Genomic DNA, 16,854 nt, shown 5'->3' with positions numbered 1-16,854 from the left:
TGAAATGGGGCGAAAGTCTGTGGACTCTGTGTAAGACAGTACATGGTTTTTTAACTGTGGTATGCGACGGTGGTGGAAGCAGAAACTTAAATCGTGAGGTTTAGGAATCGCCGCACTTTTAGGGCGGCGAGGATGTCAATGTTTGGAGATACTGACAACGAATTATCCCATTTTTCAAAAGTAATGGCAGAGATGGTTAATTGCCCTCACCCCCTCCCCTCTAACGCTCTGGGACAGGGAAGGGGGTGAGGGAAACGAATAAAGAAAAATGGTATTACAGGCAGTTGTTGATATATTTGTAATAATTTAAGAGTCACTGATAATTGCTGATTGTCGATATTTCTGCAAATGTGAGATGCACCCTTTTTTAAGCTACAAGAAGACCCAGAGAATAGGGGGGCTAAAGTGTTGAAAGTATCGCCAATATTTAAAACTAAACTTTTTTCTGTCCGGTTATCCCATAAGAGTTAAGGATAAACACAAAGGCATAAAGAACACAAACAGAAAGACAGATTCGATTTACTTAGGGCTGGCTGAATAAATGTGAAATGTAGTCCTGTAGGGGCGAAGCATTCGGATAGAAAATCTACGGTTTCACCGATAGGTTATTGCCCGAATGCTTCGCCCCTACTTTTTGCCGCAGACCACTAGGTAGGGTTTGCTGAATAAATCTAAAAACCTTGTTGGATAAGACTTTTGGACTTTTTTCCCCTCAAAAAGTGCCAGCCATTGCGGGGATCGGGGGAAAATTCAGGTACTTGTTCCCTGAAAATTAGGTAGTTGACCACCTGAAAATCGGTAAAACCCCACACCCCACACCCCACACCCCACACCCTGCCCCTAGGAAAAGCTTTTTGCCGCAGACCACTAGGTAGGGTTTGCGGCAAAAAGTTTGTTGGTGGGGTTAGGAGTCGGTCGTCAGTAGCCGGTCGTTTCAGGCTTTGTTGCCCTCTCTTTTTGTACTAACTTGTGTACTGAAAGGAGGATAATGCCAGGTTTTTGGGGGTCCCAATCCGATTTTCGCAGCATGAACATCGGATTTTAACAGGTCAAAAGCCTTATTTTCAAAGGGTTTTACCATTATTCAGCAAACCCTAAATAAATATTTTTCTTTTCTGTCTCCCCTTTTCGATTAGACTGGTAATTGAGAATAATTAGCATTTATTTTAGCGATCGCAAGTCTTAGACAGTTTCAAAACCGTTGACTGAGACTAACAGTAGTGCAGTTATCACCCTTTGGCTACTGAAGTAAACTCGATGAGCTATCAAGGAATTATTGTCACTCTTGAATGAAAGACCTTCTTTGCCTTTGGAGATAAGAAAAGCATGGACGATAAAATTAGACCTAATGAACCAGAAGAACCGGAAAAATCGCCAAATAAAGCCCAATTTTCCCCTTGGGGCGGTACAGAGGCAGCCTCAGAACGTACTAACACCATGGGTACTGAGCTAACAGCCACCTATCCCCTCGCACAAGTGGAAATGGGAAAAACCGTCTGGTTAGTGGGATTTCAGGGGACAGGAGGAATCAATCGACTCCTAGGTATGGGATTAAACCCCGGCATTCAATTACAGGTAATTAGCTCCCAAGGGAGGGGATCAGTTTTAATTGGCATTCAAGACAATCGTATCGGTATCGGGGCAGAAATGGCCGAAAAAATCCTCGTTAGTGACAGTCAACCAAAAAAACTGGAACCCAAAAAAGACCTACCTGAAGTAAGAACATTTCTGCGGGAGATACCCATAGGAAAAGCGGGTAAAGTTGTCGGTTATGACCGAGCATTGCGCGGATACAAAGGAAAATTGTTATCAATGGGATTAACTCCGGGGACAGAGTTTACCGTCATTCGTGTGGCACCTTTGGGGGATCCCGTCGAGATTCGAGTGCGGGGATTTCATCTCAGTCTGCGTAAACAGGAGGCAGACACTTTAATCGTCGAAGAAATAGACCCAAAAAGCTAAATTTAATCATCTAAGCCTATTCGTGACTAAATATCCTAAATTATGGTCAAACCGATTATCGCCTTAATTGGCAATCCTAACTGTGGCAAAACTACCCTTTTTAATGCTCTCACAGGATCCAATCAACGGACCGGCAACTGGCCGGGAGTAACAGTCGATCGCAAAGAGGGAAGATTTCAAGTTAACGGGGAAGATATCACCCTTGTGGATTTACCCGGAGTCTATTCCCTTGATGTGGAAGAAGGGGAGACAGGAATGGATGAATTAGTCGCTAGGGACTATCTACTGTCAGGAGAGGCGGATTTAGTGATTAATATCGTCGATGCTTCTAATTTAGAGCGTAATCTCTACCTAACTACCCAAATCATGGAGATGCGTTTACCGATGTTGATTGCCCTGAATATGATGGATGTGGCCAAAACTAGGGGTATTGTGGTTAATCCGCAGCTCTTAAGCGATCGCATGGATGCAATTGTCGTCCCGATTAGTGCGGTTAAAGGGGAGGGAATCGGAGAATTAAAGCAAAAAATTGGGGAATTAGTCGATGATATTAACCATACTGCCGCTTATGTGGCTTATCCTGCGGTAATTGAGGAAGCTCTTAACGAGATTGTTGCCTACATTAACGACCATAGCAGTAAAAGGATCGTTGAGCCAAGATGGACCGCTTTAAATCTACTGCAATACGAGGATCGCATCGCCCCAGAATTGCGCTCCCAGGAACTATTAAGCATTATCGTCAAGCATAGACGACAAATACACCAAGTTTTAGGGGAAGACCTTGATATTTTAATTGCTGATACTCGTTATGGCTTTATTCAACAAGTTACTCAGGGAGCCACTCAACGGACTGGACAGATAAATGATACCATGTCCGATCGCCTTGATCGCATTGTTCTCGATCGCTGGTTAGGAATTCCGATATTTTTGGGCGTAATGTACCTAATGTTCTTATTTACCATCAATGTTAGTGCTACCTTTATCGATTTCTTCGATTTAACTGCCCAGACTATCTTTGTCGATGGTTTAGCCCAAGTTTTACAAACAATCCATACCCCAGGTTGGCTAATTGCTCTGCTCGCTGATGGAGCGGGGGGAGGTGTGCAAACCGTCGCCACTTTTATCCCCGTAATTGGCTTTATGTTCCTCTTTTTGTCAATTTTAGAGGATTCTGGCTATATGGCCCGGGCAGCCTTCGTCATGGATCGATTGATGCGTTTGGTGGGATTGCCGGGTAAATCCTTTGTTCCCATGCTAGTGGGATTTGGTTGCAATGTGCCGGCAATTATGGCCACCAGGACCCTGGAAAATTCCCGCGATCGTTTAATGACGATTATGATGAACCCTTTTATGTCCTGTGGGGCCAGATTACCTGTTTATGCCCTATTTGCGGCGGCTTTTTTCCCCATAGGTGGTCAAAACATCGTTTTTGGTCTTTATATCTTAGGAATTCTCGCCGCTATTTTGACGGGATTGGTGATGAAAAAAACCCTACTCAAGGGAGAAATCAGTCACTTTATTATGGAATTGCCTCCCTATCATCTACCGCGTCTGAAAGGGGTTTTAATTCGCACTTGGGAACGTCTGCAAGCGTTTTTATGGAAAGCTGGACGAGTTATCGTTTTAATGGTGATGATTTTGGGACTACTCAACTCCGTCAGTTTTGATGGTTCTTTTGGTAATCAAGACAGCGAGCGATCGGTTTTAAGTGCCACCAGTAAAGCTGTAACTCCTATTTTCTCACCCATGGGACTAGAGCAGCAAAATTGGCCGGCAACGGTGGGCATTTTTACGGGAGTTTTTGCCAAAGAAGCGATGGTAGGCACATTAAACTCAATTTACAGCCAACTAGCGGGGGAAGATAACCCTAATCAGGGGGTAGCAGCCGAAAAATTCGACTTTTGGGGGCAAATTCAGACAGCTATCGCCACTATTCCCGCCAATTTAGCGCAATTACCCAATCAATTACTTGATCCCTTGGGTTTGAATATTGGTGATCTGCAAGATCAAAAAACGGCTGCCGAGAAGCAAGAAGTAGATTTAGGAATCTTTGGGGCAATGGCGAAAAGATTTGATGGTCAAGCGGGTGCTTTTGCCTATCTGTTGTTTGTTCTGCTCTATTTTCCCTGTGTTTCGGCCACATCGGCAGTATATCGCGAAACTAATGCCGGTTGGACTGCTTTTATTGCCCTCTGGACCACAGGAATGGCCTATATTGTTGCCACTTCCTTCTATCAAATCGCCACTTTTTCTCGACATCCGGGATTTTCTCTCTTTTGGATAGTCTTGATGGGTTTAACCGTAGTCGGGGTTTTATTCACCTTAAAAAATCTCCGTCCCCGAAAAATCAACCGTCCAGCAATTTAAAAGTAGGGTGGGTTAGGCGACAAAAAGCTAGGCAACTAACAAATTATTTAGATTCGCCGTAACCCACCGCAATCAAGTAACTTTTCTCGATTTTTTTCGCTTATAAACCATGATTTTAACCGATATACAGGCTTATCTTGCCAAAAATCAGAAAGCATCTCTGTCTGACTTATCTACACACTTTCGGATGTCAGCGGATGCCTTAAGTCCCATGCTCGATCGCTTGCTGAAAAAAGGGCGAATTCGCCTGATTTCCCTAGAAAAATGCGGAGGATGCAGCCGTTGTTCCCCGGAATCTATGGCTTTTTACGAATGGATTGAGGGCAATTCCACAGGGACAAACAGATAAAAGTTTAATACTACAGAAGTGATCTAACTATTAAGATAACTGCTGTATTACCGGTCGCTTTCAACTGGGATAGTTAATTTCTGGCGAGGAACCAAAGTCACTCAACCGCAGAACCTCAAAGTTATATAATCTTTAAGAGTTATTAAGCTTTGTGTCAGTTTGCCCAGTAGGATTGAATGAATATACTTTTGGTGACATCATCTTTAGGGTTACTCCTAGCGATCGCTATCGTCGTCTATTTTGTTTCCTCTCGCAAGTACCAATCGTCGGACTCGGTGGCCAACTCCTACGACCAATGGACCGAAGACGGGATTTTAGAATATTATTGGGGGGAACACATCCATTTAGGTCACTACGGTTCCCCAGCAGAAAAAAAAGACTTTCTACAGGCAAAAGCCGACTTTGTGGCGGAAATGGTCTCTTGGGGAGGTTTGGATAAATTACCCGCCGGTGCAACTCTCCTTGATGTCGGTTGTGGTATTGGTGGCAGCAGTCGCATTCTGGCCCGCGACTACGGGTTTGCCGTTACTGGTGTCACCATTAGTCCCAAACAAGTGGCACGGGCCAAAGAACTAACACCCCCAGATTTAAATGCTCGCTTTTTGGTCGATGATGCCATGGCCCTTTCTTTTCCCGACGAGAGTTTTGATGTGGTCTGGTCAATCGAAGCCGGTCCCCATATGCCGGACAAAGCCGTTTTTGCTCAGGAATTACTGCGAGTTCTTAAGCCGGGGGGAGTCCTGGTGGTAGCGGACTGGAATCAGCGAGATGACCGTCAAAAACCGCTTAATTTCTGGGAAAGTCCTGTAATGCGCCAACTTTTGGATCAGTGGTCCCACCCCGCTTTTGCCAGTATCGAAGGTTTTGCCGAACAGTTAGCGGCCACGGGATTGGTAGATGGGGGAGTGATGACTGCTGACTGGACAACAGCCACTCTACCCTCTTGGATTGATACCATTTGGCAGGGGGTGATTCGTCCCCAAGGTTGGTGGCAATTTGGTCTGACTGGATTGGTTAAATCCGTCCGAGAAGTGCCGACAATTCTGCTGATGCGTTTGGCCTTTGGCACGGGTTTATGTCGTTTTGGGATGTTCCGCGCTGTTCGCGCTCAATCCCATCTGCAACCAAGTCAGCAAGAGTCTCTTACCTCAGTTATGTAGCTGGTTATAATTAGGGCTTGCTGAATAAATGTGAAATGTAGGCAAGGTAATACCAAATTTCTAAATCCATGACAGACATCCACGCTCGAATGCTTGCCAAACCTTCATTCGTTGTGACGCGAATAAAGAAAAATGGTATAAGGTTTTTGTGGCTTTTCTCGCTCCCACAGGTGCAAGATTTTGAGAGAATTGTGGTTCCAAACCTTGCGTCTTCATCGGCCCGCGTCCTGTAGGGGCGAAGCATTCGGGCAATAACCTATCGGTGAAACCGTAGATTTTCTATCCGAATGCTTCGCCCGTACTTTTTCAGCAAACCCTAATTAAATTGAAGATAAATCCCCCCTTGATAAGGGGGGTGTTTGATAATTTTTAACGCCTACCTACTTAAATTAATCTTTAATATTTAATTAATCTCTGAAAGATTAATAAGGTACGGTTCTAAACTCCACGCAATTATTACTGGGATTATAGAGAGTGTAAACTGCTTTATTTAATTCTTTACCAACGCTACCAACCCCAATTAAACGCTTATCTTGAATCGTCAAAGTTTGACTTGGTTGCCGTTTATCTAAAGTAGTAACAGTGCTGGTTAAATTAGCGGACTGTAAAGAATAATCAAAAACTTTTCCCGCACGACCACAAAATAGATTATTAACTCCCACCCGTTGCAGTCGATCTAAAATTTGCCATGGGGGAGTATCGGGGGTTAATTCTTCACTAACACTGACACTACTGCCATGAATTAATAAACAATCCAACTCGACAAAACCAAAATCGAGATTTCGTAACCATTGCACCGTTTCTAAAGAAACTGCATCCCAGAGTTGTTTAGTACTATCAATTCCATGTTTATCGATTAATTCCTTCGGTTCTCCTGTTGCTCCTAAACTGTGTAAAATTAGACATTGTTCTTCCCACCATCCCCGACAAACCTGTGGATATAAGTTATTTTTAGTGGGATAACGTATTTGTTCTACCAGCATTTCACTATCGGGATTAACACCGATAAAATCTCCTAAAATATATAAATTTTCTACAGTAACTGACCGTTGCTGAATATCTTCCAAGACCGCTTGATAGGCTGGTAAATTGCCTTGAATACCGCTTAAAATTGCCCACATAATTTCTTGATTTATCACAAATTAACGTTCGCAAACATGAGTCGGATCATCGGCTTTTTCCGCATATTCTAGACCCTTAGCCAATCGCCAAGCGAAAATAGGAGGTAAACCCGATGCTAAAATAGCCTGACAGGTTTCCTGATAGTTATAGGCCACTTCTCGCAGTTGTACCGCTGCCGTTTCTCGATCGTAAATCACATAGGTGGCATTTGGACGACCGTGACGCGGTTCTCCCACCGATCCCACGTTGATGATACGTTTAACTGGTGTGGTAAATTGCCGCGACTGTTCCCCATCGGGTTGATACACTTTTATTTGCAAGCTTCCCGCGTCGAGAGTGCGAATGTAGGGGATATGGGTATGTCCACAGAATAAAACCTCTGTATCTACCGATAAAACCCGTTCTAAAGCCGTAAAAGCGTCCATTTCGGCTAAAAGGTACTCATGGTTACTTTGGGGACTACCATGGACAAAACAGAGGTGATCTAGCTTAAAAATTTCGGGCAGTTTTGACAAATAATTACGGTTTTCTGGGGTGATTATTTGATTTGTCCACTCATGAGCTAATCTACCGCGTTTTTCTGCTAAAAGCGACGGATAACTGCATTCACAGGCATTTAATCCCTCAACGATATCCTCATCCCAACACCCTTGTACTGTAGTAATCCCCAGTTGACGGATTTTTTCCACCACTTGGTTAGGATGGGGTCCATACCCGACTAAATCCCCTAAACAGTAGATTTCTTGACAACCCTGTTGGTCTAAATCTTGCAAAACAGCGTTAAAAGCGGGCATATTGCCATGAATACAGGATAAAACGGCTATTTTCATCAGATTAACTCCATTTCTGGCTCTAAAGATTCTTGAAATTGTTGTTGATAATAAAAAAGTGCCTCATCGGACAGACAACAATCACTCAGGGTATCGGCAATTGTCGGTTTATCGAGATTGCGACCGACGATTTCAATCCCACTAAAGCGATTCGGTCTCCCATCGAGATTTAAGGGTAAATTTAAACTTTGAAAGTCTTTTTCTGGCCATTCATCCATAAATTCCCCATAAATACACTGACCATCGATGATATCGAAGATACTTTTAACCCGCAGCACTTCCCCATAGGCCCCTTGGGTTAATTCTGTCCAAAAGGTAGTTAAACTGGAAAAATCGAGGATTTCTCCCGTTAAAACGGCTCTATAAATCTGTATTTCTCGTTTTTTTAACCATTGATCACCTTTTATTGTCGTTTTGACCGGACTGATGACAATTTCATCGACGGGAACTTGTCCTTCGGGGATTTCTTCGTCTGGAGACGTAATCGCTACCCGATGACAATTGAGGGGTTTTAGAAAGCTTTCGAGGGATTGCGTGTCTAAATGCCACGGCACTTCCATATAGACCGTGTTTTCGACGGATAAACTGCCTAAACGGTCTTCTTCTTCCCTAGAAATAGAGGACAACTGGGGAAAGTCACTCTCTAAAGTGAGATGATCAATGGGAAAAGTTTCCGTCTGGGGACTAAAATATAGACTTGGCTGCTTGCTCTGAGCGATTTGTTGGCGAATCCAATGGGTTTTTCCCGCAGCTATACCCCCCGTCACCACGATAATCATTTTGCTCCTTCTCTACTGTGGTAATGATAATCATTCTAGCATAAGTGAGATTGGGGCAAGTAATCTTCCTTAACCAATCCTCTCGACTTAGTAAGGTTATTTGGGGAAAAATTGGCGGTCTCTTGAGATATTAATCATGGTTATGGCTCTTTTCTCTAGGATAGCATTGGCTTTGTCCATCGGGTAAATCAACTAAGATAATTCCCCTCGTTTTTAATTGTTCCCTTAATCGATCGCTTTCGGGATAATTTTTTCAACAAGAAAACGGGTTTCTTCAAGAAACCCGTTTTCTCCCTTAATCGATCACCGCAAAAATAAGGATTAAATGGCATAAAATCTGTAAATAGACCATTTAATTGATTATTATTCATTCTTAATTTTCCTGACTACTGACTCCTAACCCTAAAAACGATTTTTGATTTCTGCAAGAGGTCTATTCATAGTTTGTACTTTTGAAATTTTTGCGAACTAGCCAAGCATTCGTTTAGTTGTGTCACAATTTCCTCTTTATTCAAATTTCTGCCGATAAAAACTAATTGATTGTTGGGTACAGTGTCCCATTCTACTGCTTGCAGATCGTAACGCTGTCCACTTAATTGAAAAATATGTTTTAAATCGCTTTGTTGAAACCAGAGAATCCCTTTAGCTCGAAAAACATTTATCGGCATTTTTTCCGTGAGAAAAGGTTCAAATTTATCTAGATTAAATGGTTTATCGCTAACAAAGGAGACAAAATTAAAGTCTTCAGGAGATTGATTATCACTGGAGATTGGGCGATTTTTTTGAAAGTCTCTCAACTGAACTTTATATAATTCTTCTTTAGTTAAACCTAGATCTAACAATAAACCCAAAGGAACCTGACCATAACTACTTTTTAGGAGTCTTATACCCTCTTTTTCCCGAAAAATAAACCTTTCTAAATCATCTAATTTTTTGCCAGTGACTCGATCTATTTTATTGAGAATTACCACGTCACCATAACGAATTTGACTAAGGGCAATATTACTATCAAAATGATCGGCAGTAAAGGTTTCAGAATCCACGAGGGTAATAATAGAATCTAAGCGAGTCAGATATTTTAATTCCGTGGCTAAAAAAGTGAGGATAATTGGCAAAGGATCGGCTAATCCTGTGGTTTCAATGATTAGATAGTCCACGGGAATTTCCTTTTCTAAGACCTGATAGACTGTCTCAATTAAACTATCATTAATCGTACAACAAATACAGCCATTACTCAATTCTACCATATCTTCATCGATGGAAACAAGCAATTGAGAATCAATATTAATATCCCCAAACTCATTAACTAATACGGCAACTTTTAACCCTTCTTTATTGTCAAGAATATGATTTAGTAAGGTAGTTTTTCCACTACCCAAAAAACCAGTAATAATCGTCACAGGCATTCCCGATTTTGGTAAGCAAGGGAGGGAATCGGAGAGAGGAATTATCAAAGAACTCATGGCAGCTAACCCACTTTTAAGTTAATTAATTGGCAGAAAATAGGCTTTTCTCAACCCTGTTAAATTCGCTTGGAGGGGATCGATATCCACTAATTGCTGGTTTATACAAAAGCTTCAGAGATTAGTTTTAGATAGGATCGCCGTTTGCATTTTTTCTAATAAATCTGCCAGCGTCATCAAACCTAAATCACCCCCTTGTCGAGTGCGAACACTTAGAGTTTTACTGCTAACTTCTCGTTTTCCAATCACAGCTAAGACAGGGATTTTTTCCAGTTCTCCTGTACGAATTTGTTTGCCTAAACGCTCACCACTTTTATCGATTTCCACTCGATAACCAGCTTGTTTTAACTGCATTGCTACCTCTAAAGCATAATGCTGCTGTTCATCACTAACGGGTAATAAACGGACTTGAATAGGTGCTAACCAGAGAGGAAAATCTCCTGCATAATTCTCGATTAAAATACCAAAAAATCTTTCCAAAGAGCCAAAAATAGCTCGATGAATCATAATCGGTCTTTCCCGAGTACCATCCCTAGCGACATATTGCATATCAAAGCGTTCTGGCAAGTTAAAATCGACCTGAATCGTGGAACATTGCCACATTCTACCGATCGCATCTTGAATTTTTATATCAATTTTCGGACCATAAAAAGCCCCACCTCCCTGATCCTCAATATAATCCCACTTTTTAGCATTTAAGGCCTCAATTAAAGCCGCTGTTGCCAATTCCCAAACACTATCGCTACCCACGGATTTACTGGGACGAGTCGATAAATTTATCTGATAATTAGTAAAGCCAAAATCGGAGAGAATTTTCTCGGTTAAGTTCAAAACTCCTAGAATCTCTGCGGCAATTTGTTCTGGTAAACAGAAAATATGAGCATCATCTTGAGTAAAACCTCTTACCCGCATTAATCCGTGTAAAACCCCTGATCGCTCGTAACGATAAACTGTGCCTAATTCTGCCCATCTGAGGGGAAATTCTCGATAGGAATGCAGGTCATTTTGATAGGTTAAAACATGAAAAGGACAATTCATTGGCTTAATTTGATAGCTTTGCTGTTCTAACTCGATCGCCTCAAACATATTGTCGCGATAAAAGTCCCAATGTCCAGAAGTTTTCCACAGATCTAAATTAGCTAGATGGGGAGTATAAAGAAATTGATAACCCGCTTCTAAATGAGCTTGGCGCCAATAATCTTCGATTAAATAACGCATTGTTGCACCCCGGGGATGCCAAAAAACTAAGCCGCCACCGGCATCTTCTTGGATGCTAAATAATTTTAATTGTTGTCCCAATTTGCGATGATCTCGTCGCTGCGCTTCTTCTTTTTGTTGGAGATAATTTTGTAATTCTGCGGGGGTTTGCCAAGCTGTGCCGTAAATTCGCTGTAATTGCGGCTGTTTTTCATCTCCTTGCCAATAAGCACCCGCTACACTCTCCAAGACGAAAGCATCTGGGTTAATTTCCCCCGTCGAGTTGAGATGGGGTCCCGCACACAGATCCCACCAAAATTCTTCTGGGGGAGAAACAGCGCCATCAATTAACGAGGGTTCTCGATCGCTCCGTCCTGCGTCCGGACTACCGATAAAATAACGGGTAATGGTTTCATCTGGGGGAATTCTCTCTAAAATTAACTTTTTGTAGGGTTGATTAAGGCGCTCGATTTCTGCCGTAATTTCGCTTCTTTCCAGCACTTCTCGGATAATTGGCAGGTTTTTCCCGATAATTCGCCCCATTTCTGCCGCTATTTTCTCCAAATCTTCGGGGGTAAAGGGTGTTGGGCGATCAAAATCGTAGTAAAATCCCGTTTCTGTCCAGGGACCAATAGCGACTTTGGTGTCAGGAAAGAGAGTTTGGACAGCCATCGCTAAGATATGGGCGCAAGTATGGCGTATTTTTACGATTTTTTGCGAATCTTCTTCGATAAAGGGGCTTTCTGCTCGGGGGGACTTAATTTGATTGACCATTGCTAGTTAAAATGATAATGATTATCATTTTAGCAAAGGAGGGCTGATGTCTGAGAAAAAATGCGCTCAAATCCTCTAGCGGCAAGCTCAACGCTGATAGCTTACCGCTCAAACTGGAAGTTTCCCCGTTTTAAAAACAGGGATTACCGACGATATTCTCGACTTAACAGCCAGAATCCAGGTTATGATGACGAGAAAAGAAACTGAGAAAACGGGTTTCTTGAAGAAACCCGTTTTCTGATTTTCCTGAATTTCTCGCTCAAAATCCCGACAATCGAGCGCCTCTTCCGAAAAAGCGCGCATTGGATGCACCGCACATTTCAAGCGATAATCTCCAGTACAAAAAACACAGCGACTACAGGGAATCCGATGCAGCTTTTGCAACTGCCGGCGCCCTTGGGCAACAGCAAGAAAAAGGGCAGTAAAAAAGAACAGCAGCGTTATCCAGATTGCGATCGGACAAAAGAGCGGTATTAGCCTTAACATAAATCTCGATTTTTGTCAATTAAGGAATAATTACAGTTTGCTCAGAAAGAAATTCCTGTGGAACTAGAGATCGCCAGAAACTAAAAATCTCTTGACTGACGCTGTAGGGGTGGGAATAGTGGAAAAAATAACGCCCTTTGTGACAACTCCAAATGCGATCGCCTGACTTTAACCAGGGTTGCCATCCCTGCAACAAATGCTGATCGATAATCGTATCGATATCTCCCCCACAGACTAACAGGGGTACGGGAACTGTCCCCGGGGCGAAATGGGCATTCTGATAGAGATTATGGGGAGAAAGGGACAATAATAAATCCTCTTCCAAGAGATAGCGATATTCTTGGGTTAAAGCGCAGGATTGATGACCAAAAAGATTGTGAACCGATTGATTGAGCAGAGTTTGACGAGAACAAGGCAGTAATTTTGATAGCACATAATAATGAGCTTGCCAATCGATCGCCGGATAGACTCCCACAGAGAGCAAAGTTAAGGATTTTACCCTTTCCGGATAACGACGCGCATACAGTAATCCTACTAATCCCCCCGTGCCGTGGCCGACTAAATGCAGCGGTCGCTCGCATTGTTTCAGGTAATCTTGTATTAATACCAAGGCAATATCAAGAGAAGCTGGCTGATCAAGAGATTGACAGTATTGCCAATCAGCGATCGCAACTTCCCTGGCTAAAAAATCCAACACCGGGCGATCAAAACGGCGAAAACTGGGGTTAACATTAATCCAAACTGCATCAGGTAATCGAGACATAATAATCAAGGATATAGGGGATTTTTCAGTAAACAGTAATCAGTAATCGGTGAAAAGAAAGCTGCGAACTAGCCACTTAATACTATTCACTGATAACTGATAACTGATAACTGATTGATAGCTAACTAAACGCCAAATTCGCCCTTAAGTCCCGCGACCCAGGTTTTGATCCGTTGTTCAGTTAAATCGGATTGGTTGTCTTCATCGAGGGCTAAACCGACAAATTTGCCATTTTTTAGGGCTTTCGACTCGTTAAAATCGTAACCTTCTGTCGGCCAGTAACCGACGGTTTTACCCCCCAGGGAGGCGATTTTTTCTTCCAGTATCCCCAGAGCATCTTGAAAGTTATCCGCATAACCGATTTGATCCCCCATCCCGAAATAGGCGACCTTTTTGGAGACGAAATCAATGTCATCCAATTCATCGTAAAAACCCTCCCAATCGCTTTGTAATTCGCCGATATTCCAGGTGGGACAACCGATAATCAGGGCATCGTAGGGGGCAAAATCCTCGGTAGAAGCGGAGGAGATATCGTGTAATTCTACAATTGCCTCACCTCCAAATTCTTTCTGAATCATTTCCGCCACCGTTTCGGTTTTGCCGGTTTGCGTGCCAAAAAATAAGCCAATTTTTGCCATAAAATTTGTCCTTGTTGCGAAATAAGTGAGTTTAACTCTTAATTCTCCTTGATAGGGAATAAAGCCCCTGATTACAGTTTTCGGCCTCTGAAACTGGCATTTCCTGCCGGCAAGAACTACAGTACCAATAAGAGCGAGAGCGTCCAATGTGATGCAGCAATTTGGTGTTACAACAGGTACAGTAAGGCATAAGGGACAGTTAGAAAGATTGATCAGCGGGGAAAATTAGGAAAATCGATAATTTATCCTAATTTTCCTCAAAAAAACTAGGCTTCTATCGCATTTAAGGCTTTTTCTACTCGTTTAAAGTCAAAACCCATCGCGCGTAAAGCGTGCCAGAGATGACCTTGTAAAAAGAAGAAAGCGAGAAAAAAGTGGGCATTAGCTAACCAACAGCGCGCCGTATGTACTCCAAAGGGCAATTTCACCGTGTCGGCAAAGTAGGGAGCAATTCCTAACTTCACTTCTAAAATTGGCCCGTAAAATTCGACTGGATAAGCGAGGGTATTTACCCCACAGAAATAGGCGGCCACGAAACCAGCTAGGGCAATTCCGCCCAAAGAATAGGATAAAATGGCTTCTCCAGAGAAAATCAGCACATTTCTCGCCCATTTAAGCGGGGGAACGATAATATGCCAGATACCGCCCCCAATTAACATTAAACCGACGTAGATATGACCACCGACTAAATCTTCGAGATTGTCCACAGTAGCAAAGTGGGTTTGATAGCCATAGATAACCCAAGGATCGAGGGTTGGTTCACTAACGACTCGGACAGCGCCGATAGTTGCGTCGTATAATCCCCCCCAGTACATAGCTTTGGCCACTAACAATAATGCAGCTATACCTAAAAAGAGCAGGTGATGACCGAGAATAACTCCTAATTGTCGGGGTTCACTCCAATCGAAATGGAATTTTTTCCCTGGACCGGAGGAATCTTTCAGGGTTTCTGGGACTCTTAACAGGTGAAATAAGGCTCCTGCTCCCAAAACTGCCGAAGAAATCAGATGAATTGAGCCAATCACGAAAAAGGGATAGATATCAATGATTTGCCCCTTTTCTCCAACTCCAAAGCCTAAAGTGGCCAGGTGCGGCAGTAAAATTAAGCCCTGTTCTGCCATGGCTATATCGGGGCGATACTGGGAAATTTCAAATAAGGTGAAGGCTCCTGCCCAAAAAGCGATTAAAGCAGCTTGAGCAACGTGAGCAACGATAAATAAGCCTGATTTATCGGCAAAACGGGCATTTCCTGCCCACCAGTCGTATTCGATCTGAGGATTATCGTAGGTCTGCATGGCATCTTTTAACGGAAATAGAACCAAGCTTATTGATAATTATATGCAATAAGCTTTAAGTCTTAGTCTAGAATAATTCTCAATAAAGTCAAGTTAAGAATTGTTACAGTTGCTCGGTATCCTTTGATGCCTCAGTATTTTTAGCCTGATCAGCCTTTGACAATCAAGGCTTTTCAGCATGAATCTTGGATCGCAGCTAGAGTAATCGCCTCAAATAATTGAGAATAATTACTAATTAATTTTTAACGAAGACTAGAGGATAATTAGCTTGTCATCACTTAAACAAGCCTATAATTAGGCATTAAAGAGCATATTTAAGCTTATTTACGCTTTTTATTTCATTTTTAACCTGAAATATCTTTTTTATTCGATAAAATACCCGCTGGTGCCACTCGCCTCCCTGTCGGTTGTGGTAAGCTGTACTGAATTTAAACTGCGTCAGAGTCTCTGAGCGCCCATTTATAGGGATTGCAGCCTCTGGATTTTCCTTTCTCCCCCCTCCCCAGTTCTGAAAAGATACTTAATAGAGCCGTAGATTAATAACATTGTCGTTAAAGTCATGGCCATAATTAGGGGAGCGATTTTGGCTAACCAGAAAGCCACGAAGATTATGCCGATTCCGTCAGCGAGTAAGATGGGTAAACGTGGCCCTATGCCATGGTCAATGATTTTTTCTGTGCTTGGCTGCAGTTGAATTTTGGCTAAACAATGAAACCAAATTTGACTGACTAGAACTATTAAAGCTCCCCATCCTATCCAGAGGGCAGCCAGATAAAAGCCCGATAATTCTAAAACAATTGTACTAATTGTGACCATAAAAAAGCGATCGAGGCGAGGATCGCTGGTTTTTTGCTGAAATTGGGCAATTTCTGCCAAGTCCACCGCTGCCATGCGTGCCTGTTCAATACACATCACCAGGGTACCTAGGGCAAGAATAGCAGCGGATAGGTTTTCTGGTGAAAAGATTTGGGAGATTATGCCTAAACTAGCCGGAAAAAACAGTAAAAAAAGGATCGTTCGTCTCATCTATTCGGGGTGGGGTCAGATTAAGATAAGAAATGCTCTTGACTTGATCATTTCTGTAATGTCTTGTTTGCCTCCTTTTCAAAATGCTCTCCTTCTCACCCAAGCTTTAACCCATCGTTCCTATGTTAATGAACAGTCCGAATTGACGGAAAATAACGAGCGCCTAGAATTTTTGGGCGATGCGATTTTGGCTTTTTTGGTGGGCGAACTATTGTATCAAAAATATCCCGCCATGAACGAGGCCGAATTAACTCGTTTGCGGTCAAATTTGGTCAAAGAAGAACAATTAGCGCAATTGGGCATTGAAATCGGTCTAGGGGAGTTAATGCGTTTGGGTAAGGGGGCAATTAAAGATCGGGGGCGATCGAATCCTACCCTATTAGCGGACACTTTTGAAGCGATAATTGGGGCTTATTATCTAGATTCGGGGTTAAATGCGGTTAAAAACTATCTGCACGGGCTTTTTATCCCTGTAGCCTCTCATTTAGTCTCTCAACAATCGGAATCGCCATCTTTTATCGATGCTAAAAATCTCTTTCAACAGTGGGCGCTGGCTAATTTCGCCTCTAATCCAGAATATGCGATCATCGATGTTACCGGACCGCCCCACGCTAGGGAATTTACCGCCGAAGTGCGGGTTAAT

General features: G+C 42.7%; 16 protein-coding genes and 1 pseudogene. 5 read left to right on the top strand and 12 right to left on the bottom strand.

Going from position 1 to position 16,854, the window contains the following annotated elements; genetic code table 11:
- Positions 1-627: 627 nt before the first annotated feature.
- Positions 628-833 (bottom strand): annotated as a pseudogene (locus O9324_RS06620) (hypothetical protein).
- Between the two features lie 493 nt (positions 834-1,326).
- On the opposite strand from O9324_RS06620, the gene O9324_RS06615 reads away from it, so the two are divergent.
- From O9324_RS06615 to O9324_RS06600, 4 genes are all read left to right on the top strand, one after another.
- Positions 1,327-1,962: a FeoA family protein gene (locus O9324_RS06615; protein WP_288139774.1), complete on the top strand. Its 636-nt coding sequence runs from the start codon at positions 1,327-1,329 to the stop codon at positions 1,960-1,962.
- A 42-nt stretch (positions 1,963-2,004) separates the two neighbouring features.
- On the top strand, positions 2,005-4,329 hold the full coding sequence (gene feoB, locus O9324_RS06610; RefSeq protein WP_288139773.1) for a Fe(2+) transporter permease subunit FeoB: 2,325 nt from the start codon (positions 2,005-2,007) through the stop codon (positions 4,327-4,329).
- 109 nt (positions 4,330-4,438) lie between these two features.
- Positions 4,439-4,678 (top strand): FeoC-like transcriptional regulator, encoded by a 240-nt coding sequence (locus O9324_RS06605; RefSeq protein WP_002792905.1) that lies wholly within the window; start codon positions 4,439-4,441, stop codon positions 4,676-4,678.
- A gap of 176 nt (positions 4,679-4,854) precedes the next feature.
- Positions 4,855-5,838: a methyltransferase domain-containing protein gene (locus O9324_RS06600; RefSeq protein WP_288139772.1), complete on the top strand. Its 984-nt coding sequence runs from the start codon at positions 4,855-4,857 to the stop codon at positions 5,836-5,838.
- A gap of 422 nt (positions 5,839-6,260) precedes the next feature.
- Here the strand turns inward: O9324_RS06600 and O9324_RS06595 are convergent, their stop codons facing one another.
- From O9324_RS06595 to O9324_RS06545, 11 genes are all read right to left on the bottom strand, one after another.
- Entirely contained in the window at positions 6,261-6,959 is a 699-nt protein-coding gene (locus O9324_RS06595) for a metallophosphoesterase family protein (protein WP_287630522.1), read from the bottom strand.
- A 21-nt stretch (positions 6,960-6,980) separates the two neighbouring features.
- Positions 6,981-7,790, bottom strand: a complete 810-nt coding sequence (locus tag O9324_RS06590; RefSeq protein ID WP_002742233.1) for a metallophosphoesterase family protein — start codon at positions 7,788-7,790, stop codon at positions 6,981-6,983.
- Positions 7,790-8,569 (bottom strand): hypothetical protein, encoded by a 780-nt coding sequence (locus O9324_RS06585; protein ID WP_288139771.1) that lies wholly within the window; start codon positions 8,567-8,569, stop codon positions 7,790-7,792. The genes O9324_RS06590 and O9324_RS06585 overlap by 1 nt, the downstream gene beginning before the upstream one ends.
- 188 nt (positions 8,570-8,757) lie before the next feature.
- Positions 8,758-8,940 carry a hypothetical protein gene (locus O9324_RS06580; protein WP_288139770.1) on the bottom strand — a complete coding sequence of 61 codons (183 nt, stop codon included), beginning with the start codon at positions 8,938-8,940 and terminating at the stop codon, positions 8,758-8,760.
- A gap of 66 nt (positions 8,941-9,006) precedes the next feature.
- Positions 9,007-10,032 (bottom strand): CobW family GTP-binding protein, encoded by a 1,026-nt coding sequence (locus tag O9324_RS06575; protein WP_288139769.1) that lies wholly within the window; start codon positions 10,030-10,032, stop codon positions 9,007-9,009.
- A 114-nt stretch (positions 10,033-10,146) separates the two neighbouring features.
- On the bottom strand, positions 10,147-12,003 hold the full coding sequence (gene thrS / locus O9324_RS06570) for a threonine--tRNA ligase (RefSeq protein WP_288139768.1): 1,857 nt from the start codon (positions 12,001-12,003) through the stop codon (positions 10,147-10,149).
- Between the two features lie 108 nt (positions 12,004-12,111).
- The gene (locus O9324_RS06565; RefSeq protein ID WP_288139767.1) at positions 12,112-12,489 is read right to left on the bottom strand and encodes a hypothetical protein; all 378 of its coding nucleotides are present in this window, start codon (positions 12,487-12,489) and stop codon (positions 12,112-12,114) included.
- A gap of 19 nt (positions 12,490-12,508) precedes the next feature.
- Entirely contained in the window at positions 12,509-13,252 is a 744-nt protein-coding gene (locus O9324_RS06560) for an alpha/beta hydrolase (protein WP_287630517.1), read from the bottom strand.
- Between the two features lie 125 nt (positions 13,253-13,377).
- On the bottom strand, positions 13,378-13,890 hold the full coding sequence (gene fldA, locus O9324_RS06555) for a flavodoxin FldA (RefSeq protein WP_002760221.1): 513 nt from the start codon (positions 13,888-13,890) through the stop codon (positions 13,378-13,380).
- A gap of 266 nt (positions 13,891-14,156) precedes the next feature.
- A complete protein-coding gene (locus O9324_RS06550) occupies positions 14,157-15,185 on the bottom strand; it encodes a chlorophyll a/b binding light-harvesting protein (protein WP_002787228.1) in 1,029 nt (342 codons plus the stop codon).
- A 459-nt stretch (positions 15,186-15,644) separates the two neighbouring features.
- Entirely contained in the window at positions 15,645-16,211 is a 567-nt protein-coding gene (locus tag O9324_RS06545) for a hypothetical protein (protein WP_288139766.1), read from the bottom strand.
- A gap of 58 nt (positions 16,212-16,269) precedes the next feature.
- Here O9324_RS06545 and rnc point away from each other — a divergent pair.
- A partial coding sequence (rnc, locus tag O9324_RS06540; RefSeq protein WP_287633558.1) for a ribonuclease III occupies positions 16,270-16,854 on the top strand: 585 nt, incomplete at its 3' end.

The sequence above is a fragment of the Microcystis sp. LE19-84.1B genome, from assembly GCF_027531875.1.
Taxonomy (GTDB): domain Bacteria; phylum Cyanobacteriota; class Cyanobacteriia; order Cyanobacteriales; family Microcystaceae; genus Microcystis; species Microcystis panniformis.
Note: the sequence above shows the minus strand (reverse complement) of the source record. Positions and strands in the feature narration are given on the sequence as shown.

What these genes read in the sequence shown, in the direction of transcription:
- thrS (WP_288139768.1), bottom strand. Translation starts at nt 12,003, where the DNA reads ATGGTCAATCAAATTAAGTCCCCCCGAGCAGAAAGCCCCTTTATCGAA.
- O9324_RS06545 (WP_288139766.1), bottom strand. Translation starts at nt 16,211, where the DNA reads ATGAGACGAACGATCCTTTTTTTACTGTTTTTTCCGGCTAGTTTAGGC.
- O9324_RS06560 (WP_287630517.1), bottom strand. Translation starts at nt 13,252, where the DNA reads ATGTCTCGATTACCTGATGCAGTTTGGATTAATGTTAACCCCAGTTTT.
- O9324_RS06580 (WP_288139770.1), bottom strand. Translation starts at nt 8,940, where the DNA reads ATGAATAATAATCAATTAAATGGTCTATTTACAGATTTTATGCCATTT.
- O9324_RS06585 (WP_288139771.1), bottom strand. Translation starts at nt 8,569, where the DNA reads ATGATTATCGTGGTGACGGGGGGTATAGCTGCGGGAAAAACCCATTGG.
- O9324_RS06550 (WP_002787228.1), bottom strand. Translation starts at nt 15,185, where the DNA reads ATGCAGACCTACGATAATCCTCAGATCGAATACGACTGGTGGGCAGGA.
- O9324_RS06590 (WP_002742233.1), bottom strand. Translation starts at nt 7,790, where the DNA reads ATGAAAATAGCCGTTTTATCCTGTATTCATGGCAATATGCCCGCTTTT.
- fldA (WP_002760221.1), bottom strand. Translation starts at nt 13,890, where the DNA reads ATGGCAAAAATTGGCTTATTTTTTGGCACGCAAACCGGCAAAACCGAA.
- O9324_RS06605 (WP_002792905.1), top strand. Translation starts at nt 4,439, where the DNA reads ATGATTTTAACCGATATACAGGCTTATCTTGCCAAAAATCAGAAAGCA.
- O9324_RS06565 (WP_288139767.1), bottom strand. Translation starts at nt 12,489, where the DNA reads ATGTTAAGGCTAATACCGCTCTTTTGTCCGATCGCAATCTGGATAACG.
- O9324_RS06575 (WP_288139769.1), bottom strand. Translation starts at nt 10,032, where the DNA reads ATGAGTTCTTTGATAATTCCTCTCTCCGATTCCCTCCCTTGCTTACCA.
- O9324_RS06615 (WP_288139774.1), top strand. Translation starts at nt 1,327, where the DNA reads ATGGACGATAAAATTAGACCTAATGAACCAGAAGAACCGGAAAAATCG.
- feoB (WP_288139773.1), top strand. Translation starts at nt 2,005, where the DNA reads ATGGTCAAACCGATTATCGCCTTAATTGGCAATCCTAACTGTGGCAAA.
- O9324_RS06600 (WP_288139772.1), top strand. Translation starts at nt 4,855, where the DNA reads ATGAATATACTTTTGGTGACATCATCTTTAGGGTTACTCCTAGCGATC.
- O9324_RS06595 (WP_287630522.1), bottom strand. Translation starts at nt 6,959, where the DNA reads ATGTGGGCAATTTTAAGCGGTATTCAAGGCAATTTACCAGCCTATCAA.